Source organism: Methylobacterium hispanicum, from assembly GCF_022179285.1.
In the GTDB taxonomy this organism is placed as follows: domain Bacteria; phylum Pseudomonadota; class Alphaproteobacteria; order Rhizobiales; family Beijerinckiaceae; genus Methylobacterium; species Methylobacterium hispanicum.
Genome location: NZ_BPQO01000004.1, coordinates 184784 through 210190, shown reverse-complemented (window position 1 = coordinate 210190; position 25407 = coordinate 184784). Strand labels below are relative to the sequence as shown.

The window sequence follows — 25407 nt, the reverse complement described above, 5'->3', positions numbered from 1 at the left end:
GCCCGACTGGCGATCCCAAGGCGGGCGGGGCACGATCCCCGCATTGTGACGCCCCCGCGCGTGCCAAAGCGCCGACCTGTCGCACGCCTACGCACCGCGGGGTGCCGTTTCCGCGGGAAGGGCTACGCCCAGCCCGCAGTGGCCTTTCCCCTTCGAGCGGAAGCCGTTTCCTACCGGGGCACACCTTGGGATCACCGTTCGGGCGGCTGGTCGCCGCGCCCAACCTTCGCCCTTCCCCGTTCCGCATCGGAAGGCGCGCCGGCGTCATTCGTCAGGCGGCCTGCTTCCACTCCTTGGGATAGCCTTCGCGGCCCGTCGTCGTGATCGTGCCGACGTGCCGGCGGGTCTTGCGATCGAGTCCGAGCAGGTAGACGTGGTTGCCCGGATGCTTGAGCCTCACGAAGGCGTCGGAGCGGAGCGCGCGGTCGACCCAGGCCCGCGGCTCCTCGCCGACGTCGCGCTCGGGCGCGCCCATTTCGACGAGTTGCCGGGCAGCGTGGTCGGAGCCGCGCTCCTCGTTGCGGATCTTCGAGAGGGCGCGCTGCGAGACGACCCGGCCGTCCCGCGAGAGGACCAGCGTGCGGGAGCAGCCCCGGCCGAAGTAGCCGAAGTTCAGGGCCTGATAGATGACGCCGATATGCCCCGGCTTGCATCGGTTCCCGTCCGCATCCCAGCGCTCGGTCGGGTCGGCGTAGCTGACGACGCCGACGACGTCGGGCTTCTCGGCCCGAAGCATCGACATCGCCCTGGCGACGAACCAGCTCTCGCCGTCCGACAGCACCTCGTCCAGGAGGACGAGGCGGCTCAGCTCGACGCCCCGATTGGGCTCGACGCCGATGTAGCGGGGTACCGACCGCTCGTTCATGGGAACGCCGAAGACGCAGGCGCCGACGAGGCGGGACTGCCCGACGCCGATGCGCCGCATCAGTCCTACGGCCAAGCGCGCGGCGGGGTAGGACCCCGAGTAGTGGTGCTGCGTCACGAAAGCCTTGGCATCGCGATCGCGCAGGATCTCGACGCCGAATTCGGCGGGGACGATGCGCTCGTCGGACGGGCGTCGGTACTCGCGACGGTCGCGCCAGCGCTGCGCGAAGGAATGAACGGGGGCGTCGGGGGACATGGAGCTCCGGTCAGGCGTCGTCGTCGGGACCCGACGATGCACCCGTGCCGCGCCGGCCTCCAGTCGTTCCTTCCTCTACGGTTGACGAACCCTTGCGACCGCATCCCGCGCCCGAGAAGGAACGAGAACGCGCGCCCGGATCGGCTCCGCATCGCGGCTGCCGTCGGCGCCGGAGATGTGGGCGGCGAACATGCGACCCTGGAGGACGAGGACTGCGGCGAGGAAGCAGAGGTCGGTCGCGTGAAGCCCCGTGATGCCGCGCCCGAACGCGAGGGCGAGGCCTGTCGCGGCCGCCGCGTAGGACGGAAGGCAGGCGGTCAGGATCCGGCCGCGCGTCCAGGTCCGGGCGTCGGCGCCCGAGATCCAGGCGGCCAGCATCACCGCGGTCTGGCACGCCACGGCACCGCCGAGCACCGCGAAGGCGCCGTCGGCCCTCGTGTAGCTGCCCGCGAGGGCGCCGGCAGCCATCAGGCCGGAGAAGGTGGCGGCGTTGCGGAAGGCGCGCGCGTGAACGTTCATCGAGATCTCCTGCCGGATCGTAGCGCAACGTCCGGCTTCATGCCATGCGGCGGGCCACGATAGCCGGCTCGCGTGTGCATCCCGCTCCTTCGAACCGTACAAGTCTAGCCATCGGGCTTTTCACCATGAGGGCATCTTCTGTACCGGCCGCCGCGCCGCGCCGACATTTCCGGCTCGATATCGGGCAGCGTCGATGGCATGGTGCACCCAAGCTTTCAGGGGGGTGTCGGATGCGGATACTGACGTGGCTCGCGGTCGCGGGCTCGGTCTGTCTGGGATACGGTCAAGCGGCCGCCGACCAGACCGTCAAAGGCGAGTGCCTGATCTCCGTGAAGGGTCGGACCTATCTGGATGGGCCCTGTCCGATCCTTCTCCAGCCCGGTGGCAGCTTCCAGGCCGGCAACGGGCGTGGAGGCACCCACTTCGCCACCGTCGACGTCGATGAGGCCACCGGGACAGCCACGGCGAACTGGAACGGCCGCGAGGCCGAGAGCCACGCCCACGATCCTCTGGGCGCGATGAAGCGCGACGGCGCTTGCTGGTCCAACGCGTCCGCGAAGGTCTGCGCGTGGCGGGCCGGCACGAGACCCAGGGCCGATGTCCCGTCCCTGTCGGACGGCGCCGCCGTCTCATGGGCGGCAGGCGGGAAGATCGACGTGCCGATCGTCATCGGCGGCAGCACCAAGTTCGACGCCTGCGTGGGCGCGGGTCACGTGGTCGGTCTGGACCCGAAAGGCGACGGCTTCCTCTCCGTTCGGAGCGGCCCGGGCGGTCGCCCGTACAGCGAGCTCGACCGCCTCTACAACGGGAACGAGGTCGTCATCTGCGACGAGCAGGGCCCCTGGCTCGGCGTTCTCTACGGGCCACGCTCGATGGACTGCAACACCGGGACGCCCTGGCCCACGCGGCAGGCCTACACCGGTCCCTGCAAGGCCGGATGGATCCATCGGAAGTACGTCAACATCACCAACGGTTGATCCGTGCCTTTCTACCACGTGACCAGGGCTGACCGGCTGCCGTCGATCCTGAGGCACGGCCTCGGGGGCTTCGACGGCGGCAGAAACTGGGAGTGCGAGGACGGCGTCTACCTCGCCTCGGACCCCGCCATCGGCCTGGCCGTGATGCTGCAGCACTATTGCGAGTTCGGCGCCGCCGACAGCGTGCCTTCCGAGGAGGTGGCGTCGTGGCGGTGCATCGTCGTGGACGACAGCCGGATCCGCGTCGAGCTGCTGCGACCGGATCCGGAGTTTCCGGAACCGTCAGGCCGCTCGATGATCTACGACGGCGTCGTCGACGTGCGGGGCATGCCGGTCCTCGACGTCGACGGCGTGTTGGCACCCGGCGCCGCGCCGGCGGGCGCTCCTGCTTCCTGAAGCCCGCCGTATCGTCGCCGACGAGTGCCAGCCGCTCTCCACTCCTCAGGGATCTCGGCGATGACCTGGCGAGCGCCGCCTCGGGCCTCAGGCTGGCGGTTTCGGTTTGCTCATCTTCCTCGCGCGATCTCGCGCTCAGGCGACGCAGTCTCGATCAGCGCGGTCTTCGAGAGATCCAGCGAGGCCGCAAGACCGGGCACGCCGAAAACCGCGTCGATCCGGTCGGCGTGGGCTGCGAGCACGCTCCGGGATATCCTGCCGCGGGCGAGCGTATCCGTCGCGTGTCCGGCGAAGCGCTCGTGACGGTCCCGCCAGAGAACGAGCGAGGTCGGGACGTACTTCCGGCCGAACCCCCGAACGCCGCACACGGGCGTCCAGGTGCCGGGAACGACGAACAGGAGGATTGACTCGCCCTTCCTGGCGATGAGACGCCGGCGCTCACCCCAGTCGATGCCGCGCTCGCAGCGTGGAAGCACAACGCGATCGACGAAACGCACCGGGCATTTCTCGGCGGCAGTTGCCGGCACGTCTCGGTCCCGAAGGGGGGCGAGTCGACGCATGCGGACCGCCTCAGTACCCGTCATGTCGCTTGAGCGTGGCCGCGACCTCGGCCGATTCCGGGAGATATTCATACCAGCGCACCTCGTGCGTCTCGCGCACGTCGCGCGGATCCACGGTGCGGTAGGTCATCGTGGTCTCGCGGATCGCGAGGATCCCCGAGAAGGCCGGGTCGTCCGGCGCGCTGCGCACCGCGACGTTCCAGACGCGCGTGCCGCGCTCGCCTTCCGAGCCGTAGCCCCACCGGAAGGGGTGGATGCCGGTCGAGGCGTCTTCCGCGGCGGCCACGCCGTAGCCGCGGCGCAGCAGCTTGCGCAGCGCGATGGAGACTGCCCGTTCCCTGCTCGGGTCGGATGCCTCGAATGCGTCGATGTCGAATGCCATGCAGCCATCCTGTCACTCCTTCGCGATCGGAGGAAGTTGTTCCTTCAAGATCGGTTGACGGTTCGCAAACGGCGAGGCGGGCGGCTTGCGGACATCGCAGCTATCTTCACCCCATGCGCGCGCCCGACGATCACCGCCCCAGTCCCGTCTGCCTCGAGGTCATGGCCACCGTCCTGGCCGAGTCCCGGAAGGACGGATGCCGCGAGCGCATCCGCGTCATCGTTCCTTGCCCGATCCGCGAGTTCGAGGCGCTGCCGGTCGTCGGCCGCTTCCTGTTGGCCCGCGGCAAGGAGATCGTCCGGTTCGGGTTGGACGGTCGCCCGTTCGGCCGCCACGAGGAGTTGCACGACTACGGGTCGACCTTCAGGACGCCCGCGGGCAACTTCGCCGGGCCCTGGTGCACGGAGATCCTGGGACGGGAGCTGCCCAAGCCCGCGAAGTCCGAGCCGCAGCTCCCCTCGACCGCCCAGGCCGCGAAGGGCAGGATCGGAGACCCCGCTCTCGCCGCGGCCTGGAATCTGAACCTCGACGCCGCCAGGATCGCGGCGATCGAGGAACGCGCCGCCGCCGACTTCGCCGTATGCGCAGGCGAACTACTCACGGTGGCGCCTTTCCCGAGGTGGTCGGTCAGCGGGGACGGGGCCCGGATCGAACTGGTCAAGGCCTCCGACGAGATCCTGCATGAGGAGAATTTCGTCGCAGCCGAGCGTCTATGCGCGGCCGAAGAGATCGCCGCTCTTCGGAGCGGAGAGCGTGGGCTGGCGACGTGCCGCGGCAGGGTCGTCGACTTGGACGTAGCCTACCAGACGGACCGCGACGAGGTCTTTCTCGCCCGGGGCGTGGGGCAATTCTTCGCCGAAAGGTTCAGGATTCGGGTCCAGGAACTTCCAAGCGACCTCGTGCGCGCTTGGCACGACGTCGCGAGCGGAACGCGAATGCGGCGGGACGGCGACCCGGCCCAGGCGGTGGACCTGATCGCCTCGAGCTTCAGGCTCATGGCGGCATTCGAGGCGCACCCCGAATTATCCGGCCGTACCAAGCCGCACCCCGACCCGTGGTGGCAGCGCATCCGCGACAGGATCGTCCATGTGGAGGGCCTCGGCTCTCAGGTGGTCCCAGGACCGCTGGCAACGGCATCAGGGTCGCCGAGGCTGTAAGGCCGGCAGGGCTGCCGCGGCCACGCGGCACTTCGTTCCAACTTCACGATCGCTGGGCAGCCTTTCGGATTAACACCCAAGAACGAAGCAATGGAGCCTAAGGGTGATCCGCGCTGCCGGTCGGCTCGGGCGTAGGCTTGCTCGAATGGAATTGAGGCTCTTCGTTCCACATCGCCCTGAAGGCGCCCCTACGCCTTAGGGCCTGCCCCACAAGCCAAGCGAAGCAGGCTCGGGAGGAGTGCAACTCGAACTCGGGTCAGAGGCTCCATGGTGCCTTGAAAAAGGAGAGCTGCATGACGTAGCAAGTATAGGCGATCCAGGGATAGGACTCGTCATGGTTGGCAACCAGCGAAGCAAGGTGGCAAGCTACCTGTCCGTCGTAGGCGTCATATTCGTCTGCATCATCGCCTATAAGTTCGCGACCCGAACGATCGACGCGACATATCCCGATCGAGCGCAGTACAAGTGTCAACCCGAAGGGGGCCGCCGAGACCCAAGCGATCCGAGCATCACCCGCCCGGAAGGCGTCATCAGGGTGATACGGCTCACCGACAACGGCGAGTTCGTAGACCGCTGCGAGTTGACCGAAGCCTTGTACGATCTGGCGTGCGACGAGGACCCCAGCATCTACGGCAGTCGGCGGGTATGTCGGAAGGAATCCGTCGGGTTGCCGAAACTGACCCTGCTGTACGTCCATGGATGGAAGCACGGATCTGATCCATGCGACTCGGACTACCTTAACTTCAGGAAACTCATAGATAGTCTCACAGTGGAGAACCTTGGGAAAAAGAATGTCCTCGGCATCTATGTCAGCTGGCAGGCCGACGTCAGATGGCTCCCCTGGATTTTCAAAAACATCTCCTTCTGGGACAAGAAGGCCGTTGCGGACGATATAGCGCGCTCGGGAGTCGTGACCGGAATCGTCGGCAGCGTCGCCGCGTTCTCCAATTCATCGAGAGGAAGAGGGGATCAGTTCCTGGCACTTGGCCATAGCTTCGGTGCCAGAATCCTATTTTCCGCAACAAGCCAGTCGATCATATATGAGGCGAACAGATCTCACCCCGGCTATGCCCGCGGCACCTACAAACCGATAAAAGCCGCCGCAGACGCAGTCATTCTGCTGAATCCCGCATTCGAGGCGGCCCACTTCTCGTTCATCGATGGCTTCCGGCGGGGTAGAAAGGGACCGGGGTTCTCCACGGCCGAATGCACACGGGGGAAAATCGAGGATTGGGACGAGGAGAAATTCGCTGCGGAGCAGACCCCTGTCCTGTTGTCTATTTCCAGTTCGGGAGATTATGCGACACGCTTCGCGTTCCCTGCCGGTTCACTGCTGGCATTCGACTTCAGCGAGCGACAGAGAACGACCGTAGGCAACTACTGCAACTTCGCCACGCATGTCCTAAGGACGACGAACGGCGACGAAAGCGACTGTCGACCGCAGGAGCCTTCGCAGACCACAAACACGTTCAAGGCGGAAGGCCTATGCCTGCAACGCAAGAACGACGTCGATAGATACCAGCCGAACAACCCGTTCATGGTGGCCGAGACCACGAGCGAGATCATCGAGGATCATAATGACATCTGGAACGATAAATTCTCCAGATGGCTCCTGGCCTTCGTGAAAGCCCTCGAACGCCGGATCGACGAGACGTCCGAACCCGCCCGGCGATAGTCGGGCGAGCGGTTCTGGTTTCGGAAGCTACGCGCTGACCGTCTCCGTCAGGTCCAGGACGGTCCGCGCGTTTCCGCCCTGCCGGGCACATGGCTCGTAGCCTGCGAACTCGATCGGTCGGGCACCGCGTGCCGGCCCAGATTTTACGGCACCTGAACGGAATACCGCTTGGTTCCAGTCGGACAGCATCGGCCGTCGCCTTCGCGCAGGACCTGCATCGTAAAGACGGCTTTGCCGCCCTCGAACGCGATCTTGTCGGGGCCTTGGCCGAAGACGTTCTGGACCTTGCGCACGTAGGTCCAGCGTCCGCCCTCGTTGCGGAACGTCGCAGTTTCCAAATTCTCTGCGTTCCCGGTCGGATCGGCCTGGAAGCGGACGAAGGCGATGGCGGAGCCGCCGCCGGGCGCGTAGCCGATCGTGTAGCGCGGGCCGTTTCGAGGGGTGCAGGGGACGTCGTTGCCGTCCCGCGAGACGCAGAGCGGCTTTTTCGCGCTCCGGAACCATGCGTCCACGGCCCCGGCGGCCGGCCCCTGCTCCTTGGCGCTAGCACCGGAGGCGCATGCGGCGAGCACGAGTGCGAGAGGAATTGTCGTGCGCGAAAGGCGAAGCATGCGTCCTATCCTGATCGTCGACGGCCGTGCTCGGTCCACCCCATGGGCCCAAGCGCCCGATTACATCACGCCGATTGTCGCGATCGCCTTAATCCGGTGAGGACAAAGCGAGGCTTTCGAAGCCGTGCGGTCTCAAGAGATCGCCAAGAGGCCGAGGAACAGCAATGCGCCGGCGGCAGCTAGAAGCACTGCGAGAGCGGGAGGGAACATCGGTGGCAATGCCGGAGGCATGCTGGAACCTTCTGCGTTGGTTGGCCGGAAATCGGTCTGATGCCCGCAGCCTCACGTGCGGCTTGGTAGCGGCCGTACGCGACTCCCGCGGGTGCAGAGGGGTGAACGAGCCCCCTTCACCGTGAAAGGTGGAACGTCGTCAGGGATCAGAGGGTACCCTCTACCCTTCCCTCGGATTCTGGAACGGATTCTGCCGCTATCCGCCGTCGAGCCTGCTTCGTACCTTCGGACGTTCGTAGCCAGATGATGCGCTTTGAACCTTGCGCCCGACGGATCAGTCCATGCATCTCGAGATAGAGCATCCGCTGGTGAGCGACGGCGACGCCTGTGCGATCCGAAGGCACGCCGGCAACCTCGCAGACCGCAACCAGAGAGGAGCCGGCGTTTTCGTCGAGGGCTTGGAGCAAGGCCAGATCTGTGGGCGCAAGGCTGGCGCGAAGGCCGCGATCACCCATCGGGCGATGGTCTTTCATCAGAGCACTTGGGACGTCGCGCGAAATCCCGCCGCGACAACGCGGCCTTGTTGGGACTGCGCTCTTCCGGGCCAGCTCCCGGCATTCGCAAACGGCGCGACACCATCAAGTCGGCCTCGGGCCGCCGGCTTGGGCGGCCAGCTCAGGGCAAGGCCCCTCCTCGAAGTGCCAGCGTTGGTGTTCGTTCCGCGACAGGTGGAAATCGACTCCTTCGACCCCCAAATCCCCATTCATCTTCTCGTAGAATTTCCGTCCAGCCTCACGAGCTTGCTCCTCGCTCTCGAACCCGGGGATAAATGGCTGTTCTTTCCTCATGTCTCGTTGGAGCCCTCTACTCGGAAGCCTTGGTTGGGTTGCGAACTCGCTTCGGCCGGAACTTCTGGCAGTCACAGGGCGTGCCATCGCATTCCGGGCCGATCGTCTCGTTGTTGTTCAGGCACCGGAAGCCGCCCGCCGTATGGGCGCCGAGCGTGTGCCCGCAGCGGCACATGCGGTCCCAGTTCTCCTGAAAGGCATACTGGCCCGTCACAGGATCGCGCCACCTGTCGTCGCTCGTCAAGGTATCTACCTCCCTCGGTAATCGGCCTTAGGCCGCCTCGAACGGCGGGGGCTCTCGTTCCAGATCGAAAGGCGGCTCGTGGTTGCCGGACCAAACCACGCCGCAGTCTTTGCAGGTGAACGGTGCGCCGTCCGCGACTTCGGCCGAGCCTCTTTGAGGGACAAGGTGCCCGTTCCGCCAATGGAAGGTCACGATCCCGCCTACAGTCATCTTGGCCGATCCGCAATCGGGACATTTCGGGCCGGAACGTCTCTTCATGGGCTCGACCTGATCAGTCCACCTATTCGGCCAATGCAGCGTCATCGTATGTGAGGTCGAGTCCGTGCTTCACCGCGCTGAAACGGGCGCACCACCCTGATGTCCACTGCGCGTGCGATCGCGGCTGGCGGCGCTCCTCGTGCGGGTTGTCGTCGCTGCCGACATCCTGAGCATGCGCGAGCCATCCGTCGAGGTAAGCTTCGCTTTTGTCCATCGGTTCGCTCCTTCGCTTCGCAGCCAAGATCAATCGACCATCCTACAGGCGGCAAGCACCCGCGCGCCACGCTCCGTGAGCGTGTCCGCGACATCGTGCGAGAAGTCGATCACGGCCAGACCTTCTTTTTGCAGCCACCATCGCGTGTTGTTCGCCCCCCCGATGCGCGAACGGCCAGTGAGGCCTCGGAATGCATCCCCGTGATCTCGGATCATCCGCAGCGCACGCTCCTGAGCAGCCGAGATCTTGCGCCCCAGCGGCAGGCGCGGACCGCCGTTATGGCCGACCTGTTCCGTGGGGCTCATGGTACGCTCCTCGACTCTTCCACCAGTCACCACCCCGGCGCCGGCGCAGTCCCTTCGACGCGAGACCGGAAATACGGACTCAGTTCCGGATATGCTCCAGCGCCTTCCGTCCGATAGCGCTCGGCCCCGTCATCCTCGGTTCCTCGTCGCCCGCATTTCAGACTCTTCGTTGGCGCCTCGTGCATGCGGGCTCAATGCCGCCGGATGTGTCGGCACGCCGGTTTCCCCCCAGGGACTTCGCCGCACACGATGCGCGACCCGTCCCAGAGCCAAGCTTCGGCGACGGCCTGCGCGCCCGGCTCCGAAGCCCGCACCGGCGCGAGCACCATCCAGATCGCGACGGCAGCCATGATCGATGTCATCATCCTCGACTCCTTCGCGTCGTTCCGTTGTTCGCAAGCGGCGGCGATCCTGATCCGCGACCAGCATCGACCGCCGGTCCCTCGGACATGAGGTCCGCCGCGTCGCCGATACGACGCTGCCAGTGTTGGCGCTCGCGCTCGTCCAGGAAGGGGCGCCATGTGCGGATCCGCTCCTCCTCCACGACGCTCGGTATCGATATCCGGTGCGCATGCGCTCTCGGAACGAGCGCCTCGAAGGTCGGGATCGCGCACTCGATCCGGCATGCCGGCCATGAAAAGCCGGTGCTCCATGTCGCGATCCCGAAAATCCGAAGCGGAGCGCGGTCCCAAGGGACGGTGCCGTCGGCACCTGCAGGACATCCCGTCATCGATAGTTCCCCCATCCGCCGATTCTTCCCAGCGTAGGCGCGCGTAGGCAAGCCCTGCCCTTCCACGAGGGTTATGTTCGGCCTAACGCGGTCGATAGGACTATGGAGCAAATCCACAACCCATAGCCAATGATCGAAGGAACGCTTGATCGCTCCGTCGCCCGATCATGCTCCTCTTCCAAGCGTCCTCGCGGCCGCCCCTACCTTCGCGCATGGATTCGAACCCATCGACACGATACGCCGCATACCGGCCCCAAGCCCTATCGATTCCGATTCTGGCACCGCCCGGCAATCGTAGCCGCACGCTCCCTTGCGCCCCAACCACACGCCGGCTTACCTCCTACGAGGAGCGTGAGCTTTCCCCGGGAGGGGCATCGATGTGCGTCGGGCGGACCACGACACCCAGCACGCGCGGCTATCGCATCCGGGCGGTACCCGAACGCTTCCGCGGGCATGCCCTGCTTTCCCCCGTGAACGACAACCGGGTCCGAGCGATCGTCTCCTTGCCGCATCCGCCTGACACCGGGCTCGCGGCCGCATGGCGTTTGGTGCTCGCGACCGGTACCGTCGGCCTGGTCGCGGCGGCGTTGTGCCTGTTCGGCCTGATGGAGGGGGAACGCCCGCGCTGATGGATTTCGCTTCGCCGACGGTCCACTTCTTCGAAGCAACGACGTTGCGCGTTGCGTGCTTCGATTCCTGGCTTGCGGAGGAGGTCGAAATGAACCGTCTCGCCGCTTTCGCCGCCACGGCACGCGCCTCCCTGGCGAACCGCCTCGAATCCGCGGAACGCGCGGTCGCGCCTCTCAGGCAACTCGTCGACGAACTCCTCGAGGTCGGCATCGACGCCGCCTTGGAGCTGCAGGAACCCGTACATGGGGACGGTTCCGTCCAAGGCTCGATGACCGTCCTGGCCTTCCACGAACCCGGCATCGAAGGGACGGCCGTCTACGATCTCGACATCAACGTCTCGCTCGGATCGATCCTCGTCTCGACGCATGTCCCGACACCGGACGAGGATCCCGAAGCCTTTGCCCTGGGGGAGCGGCCGCGTCCCGCGTGGGAAGACGAGTTTCGGACCGTCGAAGGCGGCTACGGCAAGCGGAGCATCGACGACATCGTACGTCTCGTGGACGAGGCGTTCGTCGCAAGGTCGCTCGCGCCGCCGCAGGGCCCGAGACCGTGAACGCCCAGATGCCGTGCTTCGACTGCGGAGACTGCCCCCTCTACGGCGGATGCCTCAACGTCTGCGCACGCTCGCTGTGGAAGGAGGCTCCGAAGGAACCCGCCAAGGACCTGTTTGAGGCCGCAGCCGTTGGCTCCGACGACGATCTCGCTCCGCGTTCACGGCGTTCCAGCCACCAGCGGCTCGTCGCGGAACTTCCGGCAAGGACACGCTCATAACCCGGCGCACCGGCATCGTCGTCTCGGATTCCGGTTTCGGATCGTCGGCCGCGGCCGCGGCCATCCGGAGCGCGGCCGCCCGCCTGCCCGACGGCGGCGACGAGCCGCGCTGGCCCGGTCAGAGCCACCGGGAGCCTGGGTGCACTTCGAGGAAACGGGACTGGGAGTTCCGCGACCGGAAAGGAAGGCGAGGCCGATGACGACCGACCGCGAGGCACCCTCCCCGTGATGGACGACCGCGTCGCCCGCCACGCCGCCGCCGCCGCCGAGGCGGTCCTGCGCAGCCGGGGAGATGCGGTCGACGTCGATTTGGAGCTCGCAGCACTTCGGGCAGCCCAGGTCCCTCCGTCGGCCGAGGCGCGGCACGTCTTCCATCCCAAGCGCGGCCACGTCTACGTCGTCTGCGGCGTGATCGAGATGCAGATCTCGCACGGCCCGTTCGCGGCAGCGGAGGGCAAGCGGGTGCAGGTCTACCATTACGCCGACGGCACGTCCTGGGGGCGCTTCGTCGAAAAGTTCGAGGACGGACACTTCGTCCAGCACGGAGGCGAAGTTGCGTGACTGGTTTCGTGGCCTCACCCGCGTCGCCGACGTCGTGGCGATCCAGCTGAGCTTCGGCCGCTGGATCGATCAGGAGGGTCGGCGGCCTAGACCGACCTACCAGTCGATGTGGTAGTGCCCTTCAGGCCACCTCGGCGGCCCCCACTGCAGCTCCCACTTCTCGGGATCGGACCCCTTGCTCCTCATGTGGCGCCGCGGCGGCGGCCGCAGATGCTCGAAGGCGCTGACCCGCTCGCGGTGCCGTTCGAGGATCGCCTGCCGATCCTTCTGCGATGCCTCGGCGGGCCCCCCGGCGGCCATCAACTCGTCGGACGCGATCTGGAACGACTTCGAGACCCGCACGTCGTGCTCCGTACGCTGGCGCTTCTCGCCCGAGCGCGACCTGCGCAGGCCTGCTTCGAGATCGGCGATCTTCAGAGCGTTCGCCTCCGCGGAACCACGCGGGGGAATCGCCGTCGCGCCCAGCCGCTCGCAGACCGCCATCCAGAACGGCTTCCCGCCGCTCGGTGGCGTAAGGCCACCGTGATGGCCGAAGGCCGCCTCCTGCGCCTTCGCCTCCGACATCCCCCCGCGCACGAGTTGCAGTTGCTTAAACGCGTTGGCGGCCTCGCCGCGGACATGCGCCTGGAAGGCTTCGCAGCGCCCGCGCCACTGCGGAACGGACACCAGCCACGTTGCCAGGAACAGGACCGCCGTGACGATGCCCAGAGCAGGGAGGCCGATCACGCAGCCTAGGCCGAACCCGACACCGCCCGACAGCAGCAGAAGGAGGAAGGCGTGGCCGCGCTTTGTAAGGGATCTCCCGATCCGCTCGATCGGATCCGCGGCGGCTGGGGAGAGGAAGACATGTCGGCCCGTGAGGATGCGTACGTCCCGGGTCTCGTTCACGAGAAGGACGCCGTCCCAGCCCGCCAGCACCAGGGCGACCTCGTCGCCGACCACGAATGGCCGATCGGTGCCGAGATAGAAGATCCTTCGCTTCTCCTCGCGACCGGTCGTGACCTCGATCCTGTTGCGGCCGACCGTCTCGCTCCGCTCCACGTAATGGTGGACGTAGACGTCGGTCCGGTCGACCCGGCCGGCCGCGCTGCCGCGGACCTCCCAATGGTGGTCGGTACCGTCGTACTCTTGCCAGCGGCGCTCGTAGGACGCGTCCGCGACCTCGGTGACGCGGCCTGTCTCGCAGACGAAGTCGACGTCTGTTCCCATAATCGGCTTGCGGCCTGATACGCCTTCCACCTTCCTGGGCGGTGCGGCAGCAGCCTGCTTGCGGGCAACGGCGGTCACGGTCATCTCCGGATGCTCGATGGCGCCGATCCTATTGGACAAGGATTTACGATCGATTGTATTCGCAGCTAGAGTTGTCGCGTGGGCGGCTCTTTCGCCGCCGTGCGGCCGACGGCTCAAGGTTTTGAATGGCGTGATAACGCGACCGGCTCGGCAGCCCTCTGCCTCTTTCCTGCAAGCCCCTCGGGCATCACAGCCCACCGGGCGAACCGCTCTCGTACGACCCAGCCGCGGGCGCGCATCCGCCGCATGCGGTTGCCGCCGAGCGAGGAGGCCCGCTCGGTGTTCAGTGTTCCGTCCAAAGCACGGCCCAGGTCGCCGGTGCTGACGATCCGCGGATCGGCGGCCATGAGGGCCAGCGCCCGCAGGATCTCGGGCGCGGGATCGCGGGCGGGCGGCCCGAAGGCGAGTGCCGCGAGGGCGGACTCAAGCACTTCCATCATGCGCTCGCGGGACGGCATGCCGCCGGCGGCCAAGTCCTTGAGGATGTCCCGGACCTCGGCCTCCGCCCTTTCCCGGCCCTGCACGCTCACCACAGTCTCGCCGTCCTCGCCTGCACGGCTCCGTCGAGCAGGATCGCGTCGAGCTGGGCTCGGCCCTCGTCGTCCAGGCGCACGCGGACCCTGAGCCGGTCGCGGGGAAGCCGGTCGACCTTCGCGGGCTCGCCCTGAGGGCCGTAGAAGCGCTCGATCCCGAAGCTGACCGCGCCCTTGAAGCAGACCTCGCCGTCCGGGCACGGCTTGCCGCCTGCGGATTTCGGATTCCCTCTCCACAGCTGGCCCGAGACCGTCTCGCCCCGGATGTAGCGGGATCCGGGGGTTGGTTTCGCGAAGGCGAGGCGCTTCATGGCGTGCAGATCGCCATCGACGGCCACGAGTTCGGCGTAGACCGGGGTCCCCTGCCCTACGTAGCAATTGTCCCGCCCCGGCCCGCAGCCGCGGACCGCCGTCCATGCTTCGGCCCCGACCGGACCGTCGTGCCGACCCAACTCGTAGGCGAGGACCGAGTACTCGCCCTTGAACAGGTCGCGCGGGTCGCGCGGCACCACGGCCAGCTCGACGGCCGTGCCCTCTTCGAGATGGCGGGTCGCGGCCACCCCGGTCAGGATGGCGGGGCCGGTCTGAATGGCCAGCAGGAGCAGGAACCCCGCGAACGGGAGTTTCGAGGCCAGCTTCGGGTTCATGCCTGCGCCCTCCCCGCAAGGTTGCCGAACCGACGCGCCATCTGGGCGGCGCCGAGGGCCAACGCGCCTGCGCCCAGCATGTGGAGCGCGGCCAAGATCAGATTTCCGCTGGTCCAAACGATCCCCAACAGGCCGAGGACGGCCATGCCGAGCGCCCAGCCGAACAAGGCCCTGCGTCCCTGGACGTGTCCTGCCGCCGCCACCATCAGGGTGGGCACGACCACCATCCACAGCGACCAGGGCGAGGCGCGTCCGCCGCCGACGAGCGGCATCGCCGCGGTCGCGAGGGCGGCGCCGAGCAGGATGATACGGTCGTACGGGACCTCCCGTGCACGGAGTCGGACCCGGCCGGCCGTCGCGAACAGGCATGTGCCGGCCACCGCGGCCGTCAGCGTCGTGGTGCCCGCCGACCGACCGCCGACGATGGCGTAGACGCCCGCGCCGGCCAGAGCCACGAGCAGGAGGCCTGCGCCGGCCCCGTCCACCATGGTCAGCCGGTCACGCAGCCGGGCGGGCATGCGCACGAGATCGGTGAGGATCGGGATGCACGTCAGGACGAGCGCGGCCAGCGCCGCCGTCAACCCGATGTCGAAGGGAAACGCCTTGGCCGACAGCGTCAAGGCCCCGGCCTGGACGTCGACGGCGGCGAGTAGAAGCAGGAAGAGGAACGCACCTGTCGGCACGATGCCGGCCAGCATGCCGCCCGCGATCGCCGCGAGCGTGCCCCAGGCCGGCAGGCCGGGTCCGCCCGATGCGACGGCCCCGTGGCCGAACAGGCCGAGGTCGGGCCAGCCTGCCACTGCGACGGCCGCGATGGCGACGCCGGCGGAGCCGCCCGATCGGGCGAGCAGGGCCGTCGCGCCGGCGACGAGGGACACCGTGGTCGCGAACCCTCTGAGATCGCCCGGCAGGTGGAAGGTCTGGCCGACCAGGGCGATGGATGCGGCCGAGACGCCGACCGAAAGCGTGGCGGCGACGTCGGCGAGCGCCCGGCGTCCCTTCGCCTCCGCCGCGCGCCTCGCGAGAGCGAAGGCCGTCCAGAGCGTCGCCGCGTCTGCGGCCGTGAGGACCACGAGGCGTGCGATCGGCGGCATGCCGGACCAGTTCGCGGCGACGAAGGCGATCATGCCCGAGACGAGCAGGAGCGCAGCGGCCAAGGCGGCGACGAAGACGATCCTGCCGCCCGGATCCTCGTGGACCAGGGTGTCCTCGATGCGCCGGCGCTGGTCGGCCTCGATCAATCCCGCACGCTCCCAGGCGGCGAGGTCGTGCCTCAGGCGTGTGGTGTAGGCTTGGAGCATCATGGCCCTAAAGGCTCGGCGCGGTCGGCAAACGGCCGCGGAGGCAGAATGCTGGACCTTCGTTCGTAACGCGTTGCGATTTCACACGGCGAGCGCGTACTGCAACGCATGCAGCGATCCGGAGCCGCCGTCCGGATCCTCGGTGGCCCGAGCCGGCCGCCGACCTCGGCTCCTGTTCGAGAGCCTATCGGAAAGCCGGCGGGACAGGGTCGCCGACCTGCGGGGAAACTGCGTTCCGGCCTTTCGGCGCACCGGGATCGACCGATGCCTCCCGCGTCAGCGCTGATAGGGCGCGCATCCGAGGCGCTTCGCGTTCTCGACGTGCCGCCGTCTGCTTTCCCAATCAGACCTGTCCGTATTCGCCAGGGAAGCGAGCACGGAGGCGCAGGAGGGGGAAGCCAGATCCCTGATATTGGCGTCGGGACATCGTCCGTCAGGCAGGGGCGTCACCGAGCACGGCATCACCTTCGGGGCAGCGTCCTCCAACGACAGCATCATCGTAGGCATCGTCTGCTGCATCAGCATCCAAGTGACGATGACCGCAGCATTCTGCTGGGCTGATGCTCCTCTGGATCCGACCACCGACAGGGAGGCCGCCAGGAGGAGCAGAGGGAGCGTTCTCATTTCGGTCTCAAACCCACTTCGCGGGAGGCGTCACGGCCTTGCTTTGAGGCAGCCGAGCTTCACGGCCCGTTCCTTTGCGAGATCGATCCGTTTCGGATCGCCGACCGCCTCTTCCTGGGCGATCCCCGCCCACGCGCCATCGCACGTCGCCTGATCCATGACGACCCGCGGCCGAAGACGTCCCTTCCCGTCACGCAAGGTGTCGACCTCGGCGTTTTTCGGTGCCGGGTCACCCTCCATGAGCAGCTGCCTGAAGACGGGACCGACGATGCCGGCGTCCGCGAAGGCATCGCGCGTGAACTGCGCCACAAGCGCCGTGGGGACGAGACAAGCTGCAGCGCAGCGACCATATCGGTTCATGTGCGAGCTCCGTTCGTTCCTTGCGTAGTTCGCTTCAAAGCTGCAGTCGATACTGGCCCGAGCCGGTCCGCTCCGCAACGGTTCTGACTGTCTGCCGGATCTTCGCCTGCCAGTGACGGCCGTTGGCTTTGGCCTTGGGATGGTGCTCGAGGGCTTCGTAGAGCCCGCGTAGACTGGCACGGCCGCCGAGCGAACGGATCGCCTGGACGACGACCTCCCGCCATGCGGGCAACGGCGGATCCTGCAAGGCAAGATGGATCATGACGGGCCGCTTCAAGGCCAGCAACTTGCCCTCGATCCCGCTTTCCAAGAGGCGTTCGACGTCGTCCACGCCGTAGGCGATGATCACGCTCGGTGCGCCGCCGTTCCTTGCCTGCGTACCGTCGGCGTGGTGAAAGCTGACGCGCCCTTTCAGGAAGAGGATGGCGTCGGCTTCGTTCCAGACGTTGTCGAAGAAGGCTTTCGTCTCCGTCCGAGCGAAGGTGAAAGCCGTTCCGCAGCCGTGCCGCGCCATCTTCGCCAGCCACGTGCCGAGCGCGCGGCCGTAGGGTGGATTGAGCCAGACGCGCCCATGCCAAGGGAGGAGCAGACCGTCCTGCGCCGGCCACGTGTAGTGCGTCCGGGCGGTCGCCCAAGGCTTCGGATCGGGGGCCGCGCAGGGATCGAGGTCGAAGGGGCCGAGCGCCTGCAGGATGGCGGGCGGCGTGAGCCACGTGTCGGTGCGTGCGTTCCGCGGCCGCTGATGGCCGCCGATGCCCAAGGTCTCGCTCATGCGGCGGATCGGTCCGTGGCCGCGCAGAGGCGGCGGATCCGCAACGCTATACCGAAGCCGCGATCGAAGGAATGGAATCGATGCCTGATGGTTGACGATGCGTCAGCGCCCGCCGAACCCGCCCTCGATCTTGCGGAAGGTGACGCCGCCCTCGTCGCCCTGGCTCGCCCGCTCGGCCTTCCATTTCTCGATCCGCTCGCGCAGGGCCTGGATGTGGGCGACGCGCGGATCCTGTTTCCGGATCTCTTCGCGAAGTTGCCGCACGGCATCCGCCTTGATCCGTTCGCGCTCCTCCTCCGCCCGCTCCTTGTCCAGCTTGCCGGGCGTGTCGAAGAAATCCTCGTAGGCGTCGCCGAGCGAGTCCTTCGGCGTATTCAGGGTGCCGTGCTTCGCCATGAGCGCGAGGTCCGAGACCTTGCCTTTGGAAGCGTACCAGAGCCACGCACCGCCGACGCTGACCAATACGAGACCGAGAATTCCCAGACAGGCGAACATGACCAGGGATCCGAAAGCACGAAGGCGTTGGGTACGCGCGTGTTCGGCCGCGGTCGGGGGCTTGGCTGTTCTCGACATCGCGGGTCTCCTGCAACAGGGAAGGAACTAGATTATGCGCTCCTTCGCAAGAGGCATCCCACATCGGCTCCTACGGCTCTCAGGCCGGATGTTCCGTCCGCGGACGCGCCCACGTTCGGAGATCTTTTACCTTCTCTGAAGGAGCCGACGGAATATGCGGGCCGGAGATCCCGACTCGGTCCATCTGCGCTGGTCCCGCGGATGGCGGCCATGCCATGGAAGGGTGCGCGGCGCGTCCGCGCCTTGAAATGCGGATGACGATGCTCCATCGAGATCGCGACGAGATCGGATCCTTCCTCGACCGACTTCGCGCCGGCAGAGCGTTACCCGGATTTGCATCGTTCCTTTTGGGCGTCATCGTCGTGATCGGGATCGCATCTCGATCGGATCCGGACGAAAGGCGGGCACGCCTTGCCGCCGGGCAGCAGTCATCCACCCCGTCGTCCAGTGATGTGGGTCGGCGCAGAGACGCGCTGCCGATCACACGGGACATGTCCGTCGAAGCCTGCTCCCGCACCGGAGCCCTGACCAAGGGCTGCGTCGGATCCGAAACCACGCTGCGCCCTCTCGCGCTCGAGGCCTGGAGTTCGGCCACGGCGGACGTCCGGAAGGCCTGCCTGGACGATGCCCGCGGCGCCGCGGAGCCCGTCGGCGTCCTCTTCGCCTGCCTGCGGGCTCAGGATCCTGCCGCGCGCCACCTGTAACGTCCACGCCGATCGGTGCGGTTGCGTACCTCGTCCGACGGATCGCTTGAGAGTTTTCCGGGGCCGTCTCGTTTTGGGAGTCTGCATCAACGTCCTCGAAACCGCGCCCGTGCTACCTGAAGTGCCCACCGCATCGGCCGGAGACGCCGAACAGATGCTTGGTTCGATCACTGCACGTGCATTCCTCGCCGCGCTCGCCCTGCTGAGCGCGGCAGCTGCTCCCTCCTCGGCCCAGACCGCCATGCGCGTTGTCGGCGTGGCCCCGAACGACGTCCTCAACGTCCGCGAGTACCCCTCCCCCGGGGCCAGGATCGTCGGCATCATCCCGCCGGACGGGCGCGGGGTAGCCCCCAACGGGGACCGCGTCGGCAACTGGATCTTCGTCAGCCACCGCCGTGTCGAAGGCTGGATCGATCGCCGCTACGTCGTTGTCGACGGGCCGGCGATCCGGCGCGGGCGCAGCTACCCCGACGACATGACCGAGTGATCGGGGCGATGCCGATCGCCCGCGTCGCCGCCGCATTCGCCGTGCTCTGCAACGTCCTGCCCGCGTGGGCGCAGCAGGACGGCCCGGTCGACAGGTTCCGGCTCTCCCTGGGGCAGATCTCGGAGCAGCCCCCGTTGGCGAGCGCGGAGGTGCCGCAGGTCGCTTGCCCCCAGGACGGCCAGGGCGGCCCCGTCGACCCTCCCGACCTGCCGCCGAGCAAACGGCTCGGCCTTCCCCTGGGCTCCGCTGAGGGGCTGGCCTTCTACACGACGCACGCCGAAGGCAGGAGCGGGGTCCTTGCCCCCCGCGGCTGGTCCTGCCACGGTCTCTACGGCTCCAACGGCGACGTCCTGGTCGTCCAGCCCCCGGGAGCCTCAGGCGACCCGCGCGATGCGTCCTACCGCGGACCTTTCGTCCTGCGCACCTTCTCCGACGGCGGCACGTCCGGCCGCTTCGAAGTCGCCCGGACCGCAGGTAGGCTGTTCCCGCAGGCGAGGGCATTCGCCGACCAGGTCAAAGCCGAAGGCATCGACGACGGCCCCTTCTCGAACGTCCCTTGGCCGAGCGACCGCATCGAGCGCCTCGGCGACGGAGTGGTCGCCTTCGAGACGCCCGGCGGCGTCCAGGGCCTCGGCCGCCAGGGCCCAGGTCCGTATGCGCCCGAGCCCGTCTCCGGCGCAGTCGCCTACCGCATTTCCAGCGAAGGCGACCCGTACCTCGTTCAGCTGACCGCCCGCCTGGACCGACGCGTCCATACCGCCGTGGCCATCGGGTTCCTCGACGGCCTCCGGCCCGGCCCAGGTCGCGGCGAGGCGCGGCAGACCTCCTCCGCCGGCGACGGCGGGCTCGCCACCGTGCGGGCTTTCTACGAGGCCCTGGGACGTGCCGACGGCGGGGCCGCATCCGGTCTCGTAGTTCCCGAGCGCCGGTCGTCCGGCCCCTATGCGCCGGCCTCGATCGCGCGGTTCTACGGAAGCCTGCGCGAGCCGCTTCGTCTCGTCGCCGCCGCACCGATGGGCGGGGGCGACGTCGAAGTCCGCTATCGCTACCGCAAGCCGAACGGCAACCTCTGCGACGGACATGCCGTCGTCTCGACCAAGCGCGAGGGCGGATCGCTCCTGATCGCCCGCATCAAGCCCTCGAACGGCTGCTGACCCGGAGCCCTCATGCTGCGTCGAACTCTCCTGCTCTGCGCCGCCGCCTTGGCCGGCACACCGGCAACGGCGGCCGAGAGCGACTACGCCCTCTCCTGCCGGCGAGAGGTCGTGAATGCCGCTCGGGCGAAGACCCGCCCGGCCGCGCGGCCCCTGAATGCCAGAATCCACTTTACCGGCACGACGTCGTCCCGACGGGAGCAGGACGGCACAGCGGTCCTCTACGAAGACTTGGTGATCTCGATCGGCGGCAGCCAGTTCCGCGGCGGCTACGTGTCCGGGTCGACGTACGACGCTTCGACCGTCTACGACGAAGCCTTCCGCAGGACGGGGTACGGCAAGACGACTTGGGCCTTCTCCAGAGGGTTCGGTGCCTTCACGCTCAACCACGAAGGGCGTCACTACGTCTGCGACCTGTTACGATAAGGCGGGGGCCAGTGATCGGGATGCGTTGGCGCGGCGGATCCCGCGTGTCCGCGAGCCGCCCGGGGTACCGATCCTAGGAACTCGACACGTCCGAAGGATCGCTGCAATCGTGAGGATCTCCGACGGGCCGCCCGGTATCGCTGCTACTGCTTCGCGTGGGGGGCAGGTGGCCTCATCCGGCCACCCCGCTCCTTCCGGTTTGCGGTTTGCACCATGCCCTCGCATCCTCGTCCCGCAGACGGAGGGACAGATGGACGGACATTCGTGGGACCCCTGCATAGAGGATGACGACACGATGCCGCCGGATGCGAACCTCTGCTCGCGCGAGGGCTGGGCGGTCTTCAACGATGCATGTGTCGAGGCCCGGATCGAGATGATCGACGTGTTCGGCAGGCTCCCCTACGACGCAGCCGCATGGGACATCGTCTGCCGCCGGGCAGCCGAAGGCAGCGAGTACCACGTGGCGGCCCTCGAGCATGTCCGCCGCCACAACGAGGGTCACTTCGTGCAGATCGAATCCCACATCCGCAACACCGGCGCCGATTACCGCAACGTACCCCAGCCGGACTTCGACGAGGTCCTTGCAGCCGTCAACCAATATGCGTTCACGGTTATGCGGCACATCGTGGACCATGCCGCAGACGTCTCAGCCCCTCGTCCCTGACAGAAGCATGGGCGTCAACGGACCGAAGGCCTACCGACCTTCTCGCAGCACGCCTGCACGTCACCTTTGGAAGTCGGCCTTCGCACTCGCCGTCAGCCTTGCCACCACGTCATCAGCCCGGCGCCCGGCGCGATCAGGATGAACGCCCAAACCAATGCCGAGGCGATGTTCGCGACCTGGAACGGCAGGCGGCGTACGCCGAAGACGCCGGCTACCAGCGGGATCACGGCCCGGATCGGTCCGAAGAAGCGTCCGAGAGCCACCGCCCCCGCGCCCCATCGGCCGCAGAATGCCTCCGCGCGTGCCACGGCCGCGGGGTAGCGCCGCATAGGCCACATCCGCTTGGCGTCGTCCTTGAAGTAGTGCCCGAACTCGTAGGAGATCCAATCGCCTAGCGCCGCCCCTATCGCGGCGCAGAGCACCACCGGCCAGAACGAGACGTCGGCTGCCGCGATCATCGGCCCGAGCGCGAGCAGGATCACGGTCGCCGGCACCAGGAAGGAAAGGAAGGCGACCGACTCGCAGAAGGCAAGTACCCCGGCGATCAGCGGCGCCCAGGCCTTGTGGGCCTCGATGAAGGCCAGCGCCCACTGCCGGATCGCGTCGAGGTCCATGATACCGCGAGGTCGTGAGCTTCTAGGATGAGCGGGGAATGCTCCAACAGCCGCCCCGCCCGGCGTTACCGCGCGGTCGCTCAGTAGCCGTAGGATCGCTGCGGATAGGCTTGCGGGGCACCGTACCCGGCGCCGCGCGGCTGAACGCGGGAACCGTAGTCGATCTCGCGCTGGCGCCGGGCTTGACGGTTGGCCAGATAGCGGCCGCCGAGGCAGCCCGCTACGGCGCCGACGACGCCACGTTCCGCCAGGTAGTGGCCTGCCAAGCCGCCGATGATCGCGCCCTTGATGCAGCCTTTCGCCTCCGCGGCCCCGGCGCCCATGAGCGTGACGATGGCGATGGCCGCGGCGTGTCCGACAAGTCGCATGCTGGTGCTCTTGGTTGATGGGCAGAAGAACCCCTGCCGCGACAGGAGCGTTCCGGCGTCCGAGCACCGAGCAAGCCTAGCCTAGCTGGGACGTCCCCGGTCCCAGCGGGATCAAGCATCGGCGACACCGAGGCGTATCGTGGCCTGCCGCTCGCGACGAACTCGGGTCGTGCGGAGGCGTCAGAACACACTGATGCAGGCGAGACCTGCCAGCATCAGCAGGCAGCCAAAGATGCGCCCGATGCTCGCTTGGTGCACCTCGAAGCCGACCCAGCCGAAATGGTCGAGGATGACCGAAGCCACGAGTTGGCCGGTCAACACCAGCGCCATCAGGGTCGCCGCTCCGAGCCGGCCGGCCAGCAGGATCGCCGCAACGCCGTAGGCCGAGCCGGCCAGACCGCCGAACCAAGCCCACCAGGGCACCGCCCCCATCTTCTCGAAGGAGGGCCAGGAGATCCGCATGGCCAGGAAGTAGGCCACCACCACGCTGAGCCCAAGCAGGTAGTTGACGATGAGGGCCGGTACCGGCTCGCCGAGGCCGCGCTTGAGTTCGGCATTGGCACCGGCCTGGACGGTGACGAGGGCGCCAGCGGCGACGGCGAAGGCCCAGGCGAGGAGCGCGGTCACAGACGCGATTCCGTAGCCGCTGCCGAACGGTGAACTGCCTTGGCGAGCATCGAAACACACCTCTGGAATCCCGGCAGTCGGCTAGGCGCGGGGAGCGAAAGTCCACGGCCGCGGCGATGGTTCCGCCAACGTCCGAGGCTGCCCTCGGGTGGTAGCGCTTCACGCAAGCCTGAGCGGAGGCCCGCCAACCCACCCAATCCGGTCTTTGACGTCTGTCAGGCCATTGTAGGAGGGCGGGCATCTGCCTCAAGCCGCGCTTTCCTGGATACGGGCGCGTGCATACATACCCTTCGTGCCCATCCTCCTCGCGCTTGGCGCCGCCCTCCTGTTCGGTCTGGTGTTCGGCCCCCATTGGTGGGTGCGCCGGGCAATGCAGCAACACGCCACCGAGCGGCCGGACTTGCCCGGGACCGGCGGCGAGCTCGCCCGCCACCTGCTCGACCTGGCGCGGCTGGAGCACGTCCTCGTCGAGATCGCGCCAGCGGACCACTACGATCCGGTCGCGAACGTCGTGCGGCTGTCACCAGGGAATCATGACGGCCGCTCGATCACGGCGGTCGCGGTCGCGGCGCACGAGGTCGCCCACGCGCTCCAGCACGCGGCGGGAGATCGACTCCTCGCGGCGCGGGTGAGGTTCGCCCCCATCGTTCAGGGTTTCGAGATCGCCGCCGCGTTGGTGATGATGACCGCGCCCATGGTGCTCGCCTTCGTCCATTCGCCGGCTCTGCTCGCCCTGCAGGTGGGTGTCGGCATCGCGCTTCTTGGCGTTCGCCTCATGTTCAATATCTTGACGCTGCCGGTCGAGTTCGACGCCAGCTTCCGCCGGGCCCTGCCCATCCTGGAGACGGGTCGCTTCCTCGACGCGGGCGACCTGCCCGGCGCCCGCACCGTGCTACGCGCCGCCGCCCTCACATACGTGGCTTCGTCCCTCATGGCGCTCGTCAACATTGCCCGCTTCCGACGGATCCTCCCCTTCTGAAACCTGCGATGTCAGCGCCCGGCATTCGGTCCCAAAGAGCTGCAGCGGACCGCCTCTTTCCGTGCCTGACCCAGACATTCCTCGTATTGCTGTTCGCCAGGAGCCGACATTGGGCAAGCTGGCGCCGAACCGCCGCTATCGACCCATAGCAGACCCATTCGGTGCTATGGAGTGAGCCTTCGGACGCTCAGGACAAGCGATGATCGGTAGGTTGGGGCTCGCCTTTGCGCTACTCAGCGGACAAGCGCATGCTCAATGTCAATGCCCTTTGATCGCGATGCAAAACTTGAATGAGTGCAAGTCAAATCTCAGGTTTCCTAGTAATGCTTCCGATAAAAGAGAAATTGATGTGATCTTTCGCGGGTTCGTAGAGAGTGATAATTGTACGGGCGACATCATAATATCCGGCGATGACGCGGATGAATTAGGGACGTCCCTAATTCCTCGTCCCGGCTGCTTGCTGAGATATCCGCCCTTCGGAACTCAGATTAAGCTTGCTGTGTATCGGCGAGGAAGCGAACGCTGGTCCTTGGCTTGCCGATCCCGCTTCTGACACATTGGAAAAATCTACGTGGCAACTGCTTCCGCTATTCGACAGTTGTGAATATTTTCAAAAGCAACTGTTTGTACAGGGGGTGTTGCCACTGAACCTGAACGTCTCGTTGTACTGTATGGTTGTGGCGTTGACGGCCAGTTTTCCGCAGATCACGCCGAGCGTGATAGTCGTCCTGTCGACCACCCATCGCTGACAGAGTGGGAAGTGCCGGACATTGTGCCCTTGCGATGCCGATCGATACTCGGCAACCAGCCCCTGGTAGGCGGCCTCCGTTGGCTCCATCCCGCTCGCCTGTTGCCACATGCCGACCGAGATCGCGCCGGCCGCAGCTTTAGAGCACGGCAACGGGTGGCACTGCTTGCCGAAGTAGGCCCGATATGATCGGTCCCCAGCCGCAGCCTCGACCCGGATAGCTCCATCGCGTTCGACGCGTCCTTGGACTTGGAGAATGTGCTCCGCCTCTTCGAGGCTCATGCCGATGTACAATTCGCCATTTGGCGCCTTGATCGTTTGTGCACTCCCATTTTGCGTTAACAGAAGAAGGCTCGCGATGTGTACGGCTATGCTCTGGAGCATCCTCATCCTGTCTCATGGGCTGC

At 67.0% G+C, this 25407-nt stretch carries 33 protein-coding genes; 14 read left to right on the top strand and 19 right to left on the bottom strand.

Annotation, left to right across the window (positions count from 1 at the left end):
• Positions 1-271: 271 nt before the first annotated feature.
• Together MFF56_RS06575 and MFF56_RS06570 are read right to left on the bottom strand one after the other, a co-directional pair.
• Positions 272-1120: a Mom family adenine methylcarbamoylation protein gene (locus tag MFF56_RS06575; protein ID WP_238229810.1), complete on the bottom strand. Its 849-nt coding sequence runs from the start codon at positions 1118-1120 to the stop codon at positions 272-274.
• Between the two features lie 75 nt (positions 1121-1195).
• Positions 1196-1639 (bottom strand): hypothetical protein, encoded by a 444-nt coding sequence (locus MFF56_RS06570; RefSeq protein ID WP_238229809.1) that lies wholly within the window; start codon positions 1637-1639, stop codon positions 1196-1198.
• 230 nt (positions 1640-1869) lie between these two features.
• On the opposite strand from MFF56_RS06570, the gene MFF56_RS06565 reads away from it, so the two are divergent.
• Both MFF56_RS06565 and MFF56_RS06560 read left to right on the top strand, forming a co-directional pair.
• Positions 1870-2616, top strand: a complete 747-nt coding sequence (locus tag MFF56_RS06565) for a hypothetical protein (protein WP_238229808.1) — start codon at positions 1870-1872, stop codon at positions 2614-2616.
• Positions 2617-2619: 3 nt separating this feature from the next.
• Positions 2620-3012, top strand: coding sequence for a hypothetical protein (locus MFF56_RS06560; protein WP_238229807.1), 393 nt, complete (start codon positions 2620-2622; stop codon positions 3010-3012).
• Between the two features lie 110 nt (positions 3013-3122).
• On the opposite strand, the gene MFF56_RS06555 is transcribed toward MFF56_RS06560, so the two are convergent.
• Entirely contained in the window at positions 3123-3572 is a 450-nt protein-coding gene (locus MFF56_RS06555; protein ID WP_238229806.1) for a hypothetical protein, read from the bottom strand.
• Between the two features lie 10 nt (positions 3573-3582).
• Entirely contained in the window at positions 3583-3954 is a 372-nt protein-coding gene (locus MFF56_RS06550; protein ID WP_238229805.1) for a hypothetical protein, read from the bottom strand.
• A 161-nt stretch (positions 3955-4115) separates the two neighbouring features.
• Here MFF56_RS06550 and MFF56_RS06545 point away from each other — a divergent pair, with 161 nt between their 5' ends.
• Both MFF56_RS06545 and MFF56_RS06540 read left to right on the top strand, forming a co-directional pair.
• Positions 4116-5111, top strand: a complete 996-nt coding sequence (locus tag MFF56_RS06545) for a hypothetical protein (protein WP_238229804.1) — start codon at positions 4116-4118, stop codon at positions 5109-5111.
• Between the two features lie 334 nt (positions 5112-5445).
• The gene (locus MFF56_RS06540) at positions 5446-6786 is read left to right on the top strand and encodes a hypothetical protein (protein WP_238229803.1); all 1341 of its coding nucleotides are present in this window, start codon (positions 5446-5448) and stop codon (positions 6784-6786) included.
• Positions 6787-6929: 143 nt separating this feature from the next.
• On the opposite strand, the gene MFF56_RS06535 is transcribed toward MFF56_RS06540, so the two are convergent.
• From MFF56_RS06535 to MFF56_RS06520, 4 genes are all read right to left on the bottom strand, one after another.
• On the bottom strand, positions 6930-7397 hold the full coding sequence (locus tag MFF56_RS06535; protein ID WP_238229802.1) for a hypothetical protein: 468 nt from the start codon (positions 7395-7397) through the stop codon (positions 6930-6932).
• 1035 nt (positions 7398-8432) lie between these two features.
• The gene (locus MFF56_RS06530; RefSeq protein ID WP_238229801.1) at positions 8433-8660 is read right to left on the bottom strand and encodes a hypothetical protein; all 228 of its coding nucleotides are present in this window, start codon (positions 8658-8660) and stop codon (positions 8433-8435) included.
• A 280-nt stretch (positions 8661-8940) separates the two neighbouring features.
• Positions 8941-9132, bottom strand: a complete 192-nt coding sequence (locus MFF56_RS06525) for a hypothetical protein (protein WP_238229800.1) — start codon at positions 9130-9132, stop codon at positions 8941-8943.
• Positions 9133-9161: 29 nt separating this feature from the next.
• Positions 9162-9437 carry a hypothetical protein gene (locus MFF56_RS06520; protein WP_238229799.1) on the bottom strand — a complete coding sequence of 92 codons (276 nt, stop codon included), beginning with the start codon at positions 9435-9437 and terminating at the stop codon, positions 9162-9164.
• Between the two features lie 249 nt (positions 9438-9686).
• On the opposite strand from MFF56_RS06520, the gene MFF56_RS06515 reads away from it, so the two are divergent.
• The 4 genes from MFF56_RS06515 (at position 9687) to MFF56_RS32090 (ending at position 12244) form a co-directional block, all read left to right on the top strand.
• On the top strand, positions 9687-9890 hold the full coding sequence (locus MFF56_RS06515; RefSeq protein ID WP_238229798.1) for a hypothetical protein: 204 nt from the start codon (positions 9687-9689) through the stop codon (positions 9888-9890).
• Positions 9891-10705: 815 nt separating this feature from the next.
• The gene (locus tag MFF56_RS06510) at positions 10706-11350 is read left to right on the top strand and encodes a hypothetical protein (protein ID WP_238229797.1); all 645 of its coding nucleotides are present in this window, start codon (positions 10706-10708) and stop codon (positions 11348-11350) included.
• A 446-nt stretch (positions 11351-11796) separates the two neighbouring features.
• Positions 11797-12129, top strand: coding sequence for a hypothetical protein (locus MFF56_RS06505; protein ID WP_238229796.1), 333 nt, complete (start codon positions 11797-11799; stop codon positions 12127-12129).
• Positions 12122-12244 (top strand): hypothetical protein, encoded by a 123-nt coding sequence (locus MFF56_RS32090; RefSeq protein ID WP_283207411.1) that lies wholly within the window; start codon positions 12122-12124, stop codon positions 12242-12244. The genes MFF56_RS06505 and MFF56_RS32090 overlap by 8 nt, the downstream gene beginning before the upstream one ends.
• Here MFF56_RS32090 and MFF56_RS06500 read toward each other — a convergent pair.
• The 7 genes from MFF56_RS06500 to MFF56_RS06470 form a co-directional block, all read right to left on the bottom strand.
• Positions 12226-13536, bottom strand: a complete 1311-nt coding sequence (locus MFF56_RS06500) for a hypothetical protein (protein ID WP_238229795.1) — start codon at positions 13534-13536, stop codon at positions 12226-12228. The genes MFF56_RS32090 and MFF56_RS06500 overlap by 19 nt on opposite strands.
• Entirely contained in the window at positions 13533-13949 is a 417-nt protein-coding gene (locus MFF56_RS06495; protein WP_238229794.1) for a hypothetical protein, read from the bottom strand. The genes MFF56_RS06500 and MFF56_RS06495 overlap by 4 nt, the downstream gene beginning before the upstream one ends.
• On the bottom strand, positions 13946-14599 hold the full coding sequence (locus MFF56_RS06490; RefSeq protein WP_238229793.1) for a GDYXXLXY domain-containing protein: 654 nt from the start codon (positions 14597-14599) through the stop codon (positions 13946-13948). The genes MFF56_RS06495 and MFF56_RS06490 overlap by 4 nt, the downstream gene beginning before the upstream one ends.
• Entirely contained in the window at positions 14596-15903 is a 1308-nt protein-coding gene (locus MFF56_RS06485) for a DUF2157 domain-containing protein (RefSeq protein ID WP_238229792.1), read from the bottom strand. Before MFF56_RS06485 ends, MFF56_RS06490 begins: the two co-directional genes overlap by 4 nt.
• A 651-nt stretch (positions 15904-16554) precedes the next feature.
• Positions 16555-16833, bottom strand: coding sequence for a hypothetical protein (locus MFF56_RS06480; RefSeq protein ID WP_238229791.1), 279 nt, complete (start codon positions 16831-16833; stop codon positions 16555-16557).
• Positions 16834-16918: 85 nt separating this feature from the next.
• Positions 16919-17656, bottom strand: a complete 738-nt coding sequence (locus MFF56_RS06475; RefSeq protein ID WP_238229790.1) for a DNA N-6-adenine-methyltransferase — start codon at positions 17654-17656, stop codon at positions 16919-16921.
• 102 nt (positions 17657-17758) lie between these two features.
• Positions 17759-18151 carry a hypothetical protein gene (locus MFF56_RS06470; protein WP_238229789.1) on the bottom strand — a complete coding sequence of 131 codons (393 nt, stop codon included), beginning with the start codon at positions 18149-18151 and terminating at the stop codon, positions 17759-17761.
• A 332-nt stretch (positions 18152-18483) separates the two neighbouring features.
• Here MFF56_RS06470 and MFF56_RS06465 point away from each other — a divergent pair, with 332 nt between their 5' ends.
• The 5 genes from MFF56_RS06465 to MFF56_RS06445 all read left to right on the top strand — a co-directional run bounded on the left by MFF56_RS06465 (position 18484) and on the right by MFF56_RS06445 (position 21664).
• Entirely contained in the window at positions 18484-18933 is a 450-nt protein-coding gene (locus MFF56_RS06465) for a hypothetical protein (RefSeq protein WP_238229788.1), read from the top strand.
• 154 nt (positions 18934-19087) lie between these two features.
• The gene (locus tag MFF56_RS06460; RefSeq protein ID WP_238229787.1) at positions 19088-19420 is read left to right on the top strand and encodes an SH3 domain-containing protein; all 333 of its coding nucleotides are present in this window, start codon (positions 19088-19090) and stop codon (positions 19418-19420) included.
• An 8-nt stretch (positions 19421-19428) separates the two neighbouring features.
• Positions 19429-20574 (top strand): hypothetical protein, encoded by a 1146-nt coding sequence (locus MFF56_RS06455; protein ID WP_238229786.1) that lies wholly within the window; start codon positions 19429-19431, stop codon positions 20572-20574.
• A 12-nt stretch (positions 20575-20586) separates the two neighbouring features.
• Positions 20587-21000 (top strand): hypothetical protein, encoded by a 414-nt coding sequence (locus tag MFF56_RS06450; RefSeq protein WP_238229785.1) that lies wholly within the window; start codon positions 20587-20589, stop codon positions 20998-21000.
• 250 nt (positions 21001-21250) lie between these two features.
• Entirely contained in the window at positions 21251-21664 is a 414-nt protein-coding gene (locus tag MFF56_RS06445) for a hypothetical protein (RefSeq protein ID WP_238229784.1), read from the top strand.
• A 92-nt stretch (positions 21665-21756) separates the two neighbouring features.
• Here the strand turns inward: MFF56_RS06445 and MFF56_RS06440 are convergent, their stop codons facing one another.
• The 3 genes from MFF56_RS06440 to MFF56_RS06430 form a co-directional block, all read right to left on the bottom strand.
• On the bottom strand, positions 21757-22278 hold the full coding sequence (locus MFF56_RS06440) for a DedA family protein (protein WP_238229783.1): 522 nt from the start codon (positions 22276-22278) through the stop codon (positions 21757-21759).
• Between the two features lie 80 nt (positions 22279-22358).
• Positions 22359-22646 carry a hypothetical protein gene (locus MFF56_RS06435; RefSeq protein WP_238229782.1) on the bottom strand — a complete coding sequence of 96 codons (288 nt, stop codon included), beginning with the start codon at positions 22644-22646 and terminating at the stop codon, positions 22359-22361.
• Positions 22647-22826: 180 nt separating this feature from the next.
• Positions 22827-23273: a DMT family transporter gene (locus tag MFF56_RS06430; protein ID WP_238229781.1), complete on the bottom strand. Its 447-nt coding sequence runs from the start codon at positions 23271-23273 to the stop codon at positions 22827-22829.
• Positions 23274-23565: 292 nt separating this feature from the next.
• Here MFF56_RS06430 and MFF56_RS06425 point away from each other — a divergent pair, with 292 nt between their 5' ends.
• A complete protein-coding gene (locus MFF56_RS06425; RefSeq protein ID WP_238229780.1) occupies positions 23566-24252 on the top strand; it encodes a zinc metallopeptidase in 687 nt (228 codons plus the stop codon).
• A 610-nt stretch (positions 24253-24862) separates the two neighbouring features.
• On the opposite strand, the gene MFF56_RS06420 is transcribed toward MFF56_RS06425, so the two are convergent.
• A complete protein-coding gene (locus MFF56_RS06420) occupies positions 24863-25390 on the bottom strand; it encodes a hypothetical protein (RefSeq protein WP_238229779.1) in 528 nt (175 codons plus the stop codon).
• Positions 25391-25407: the final 17 nt, after the last annotated feature.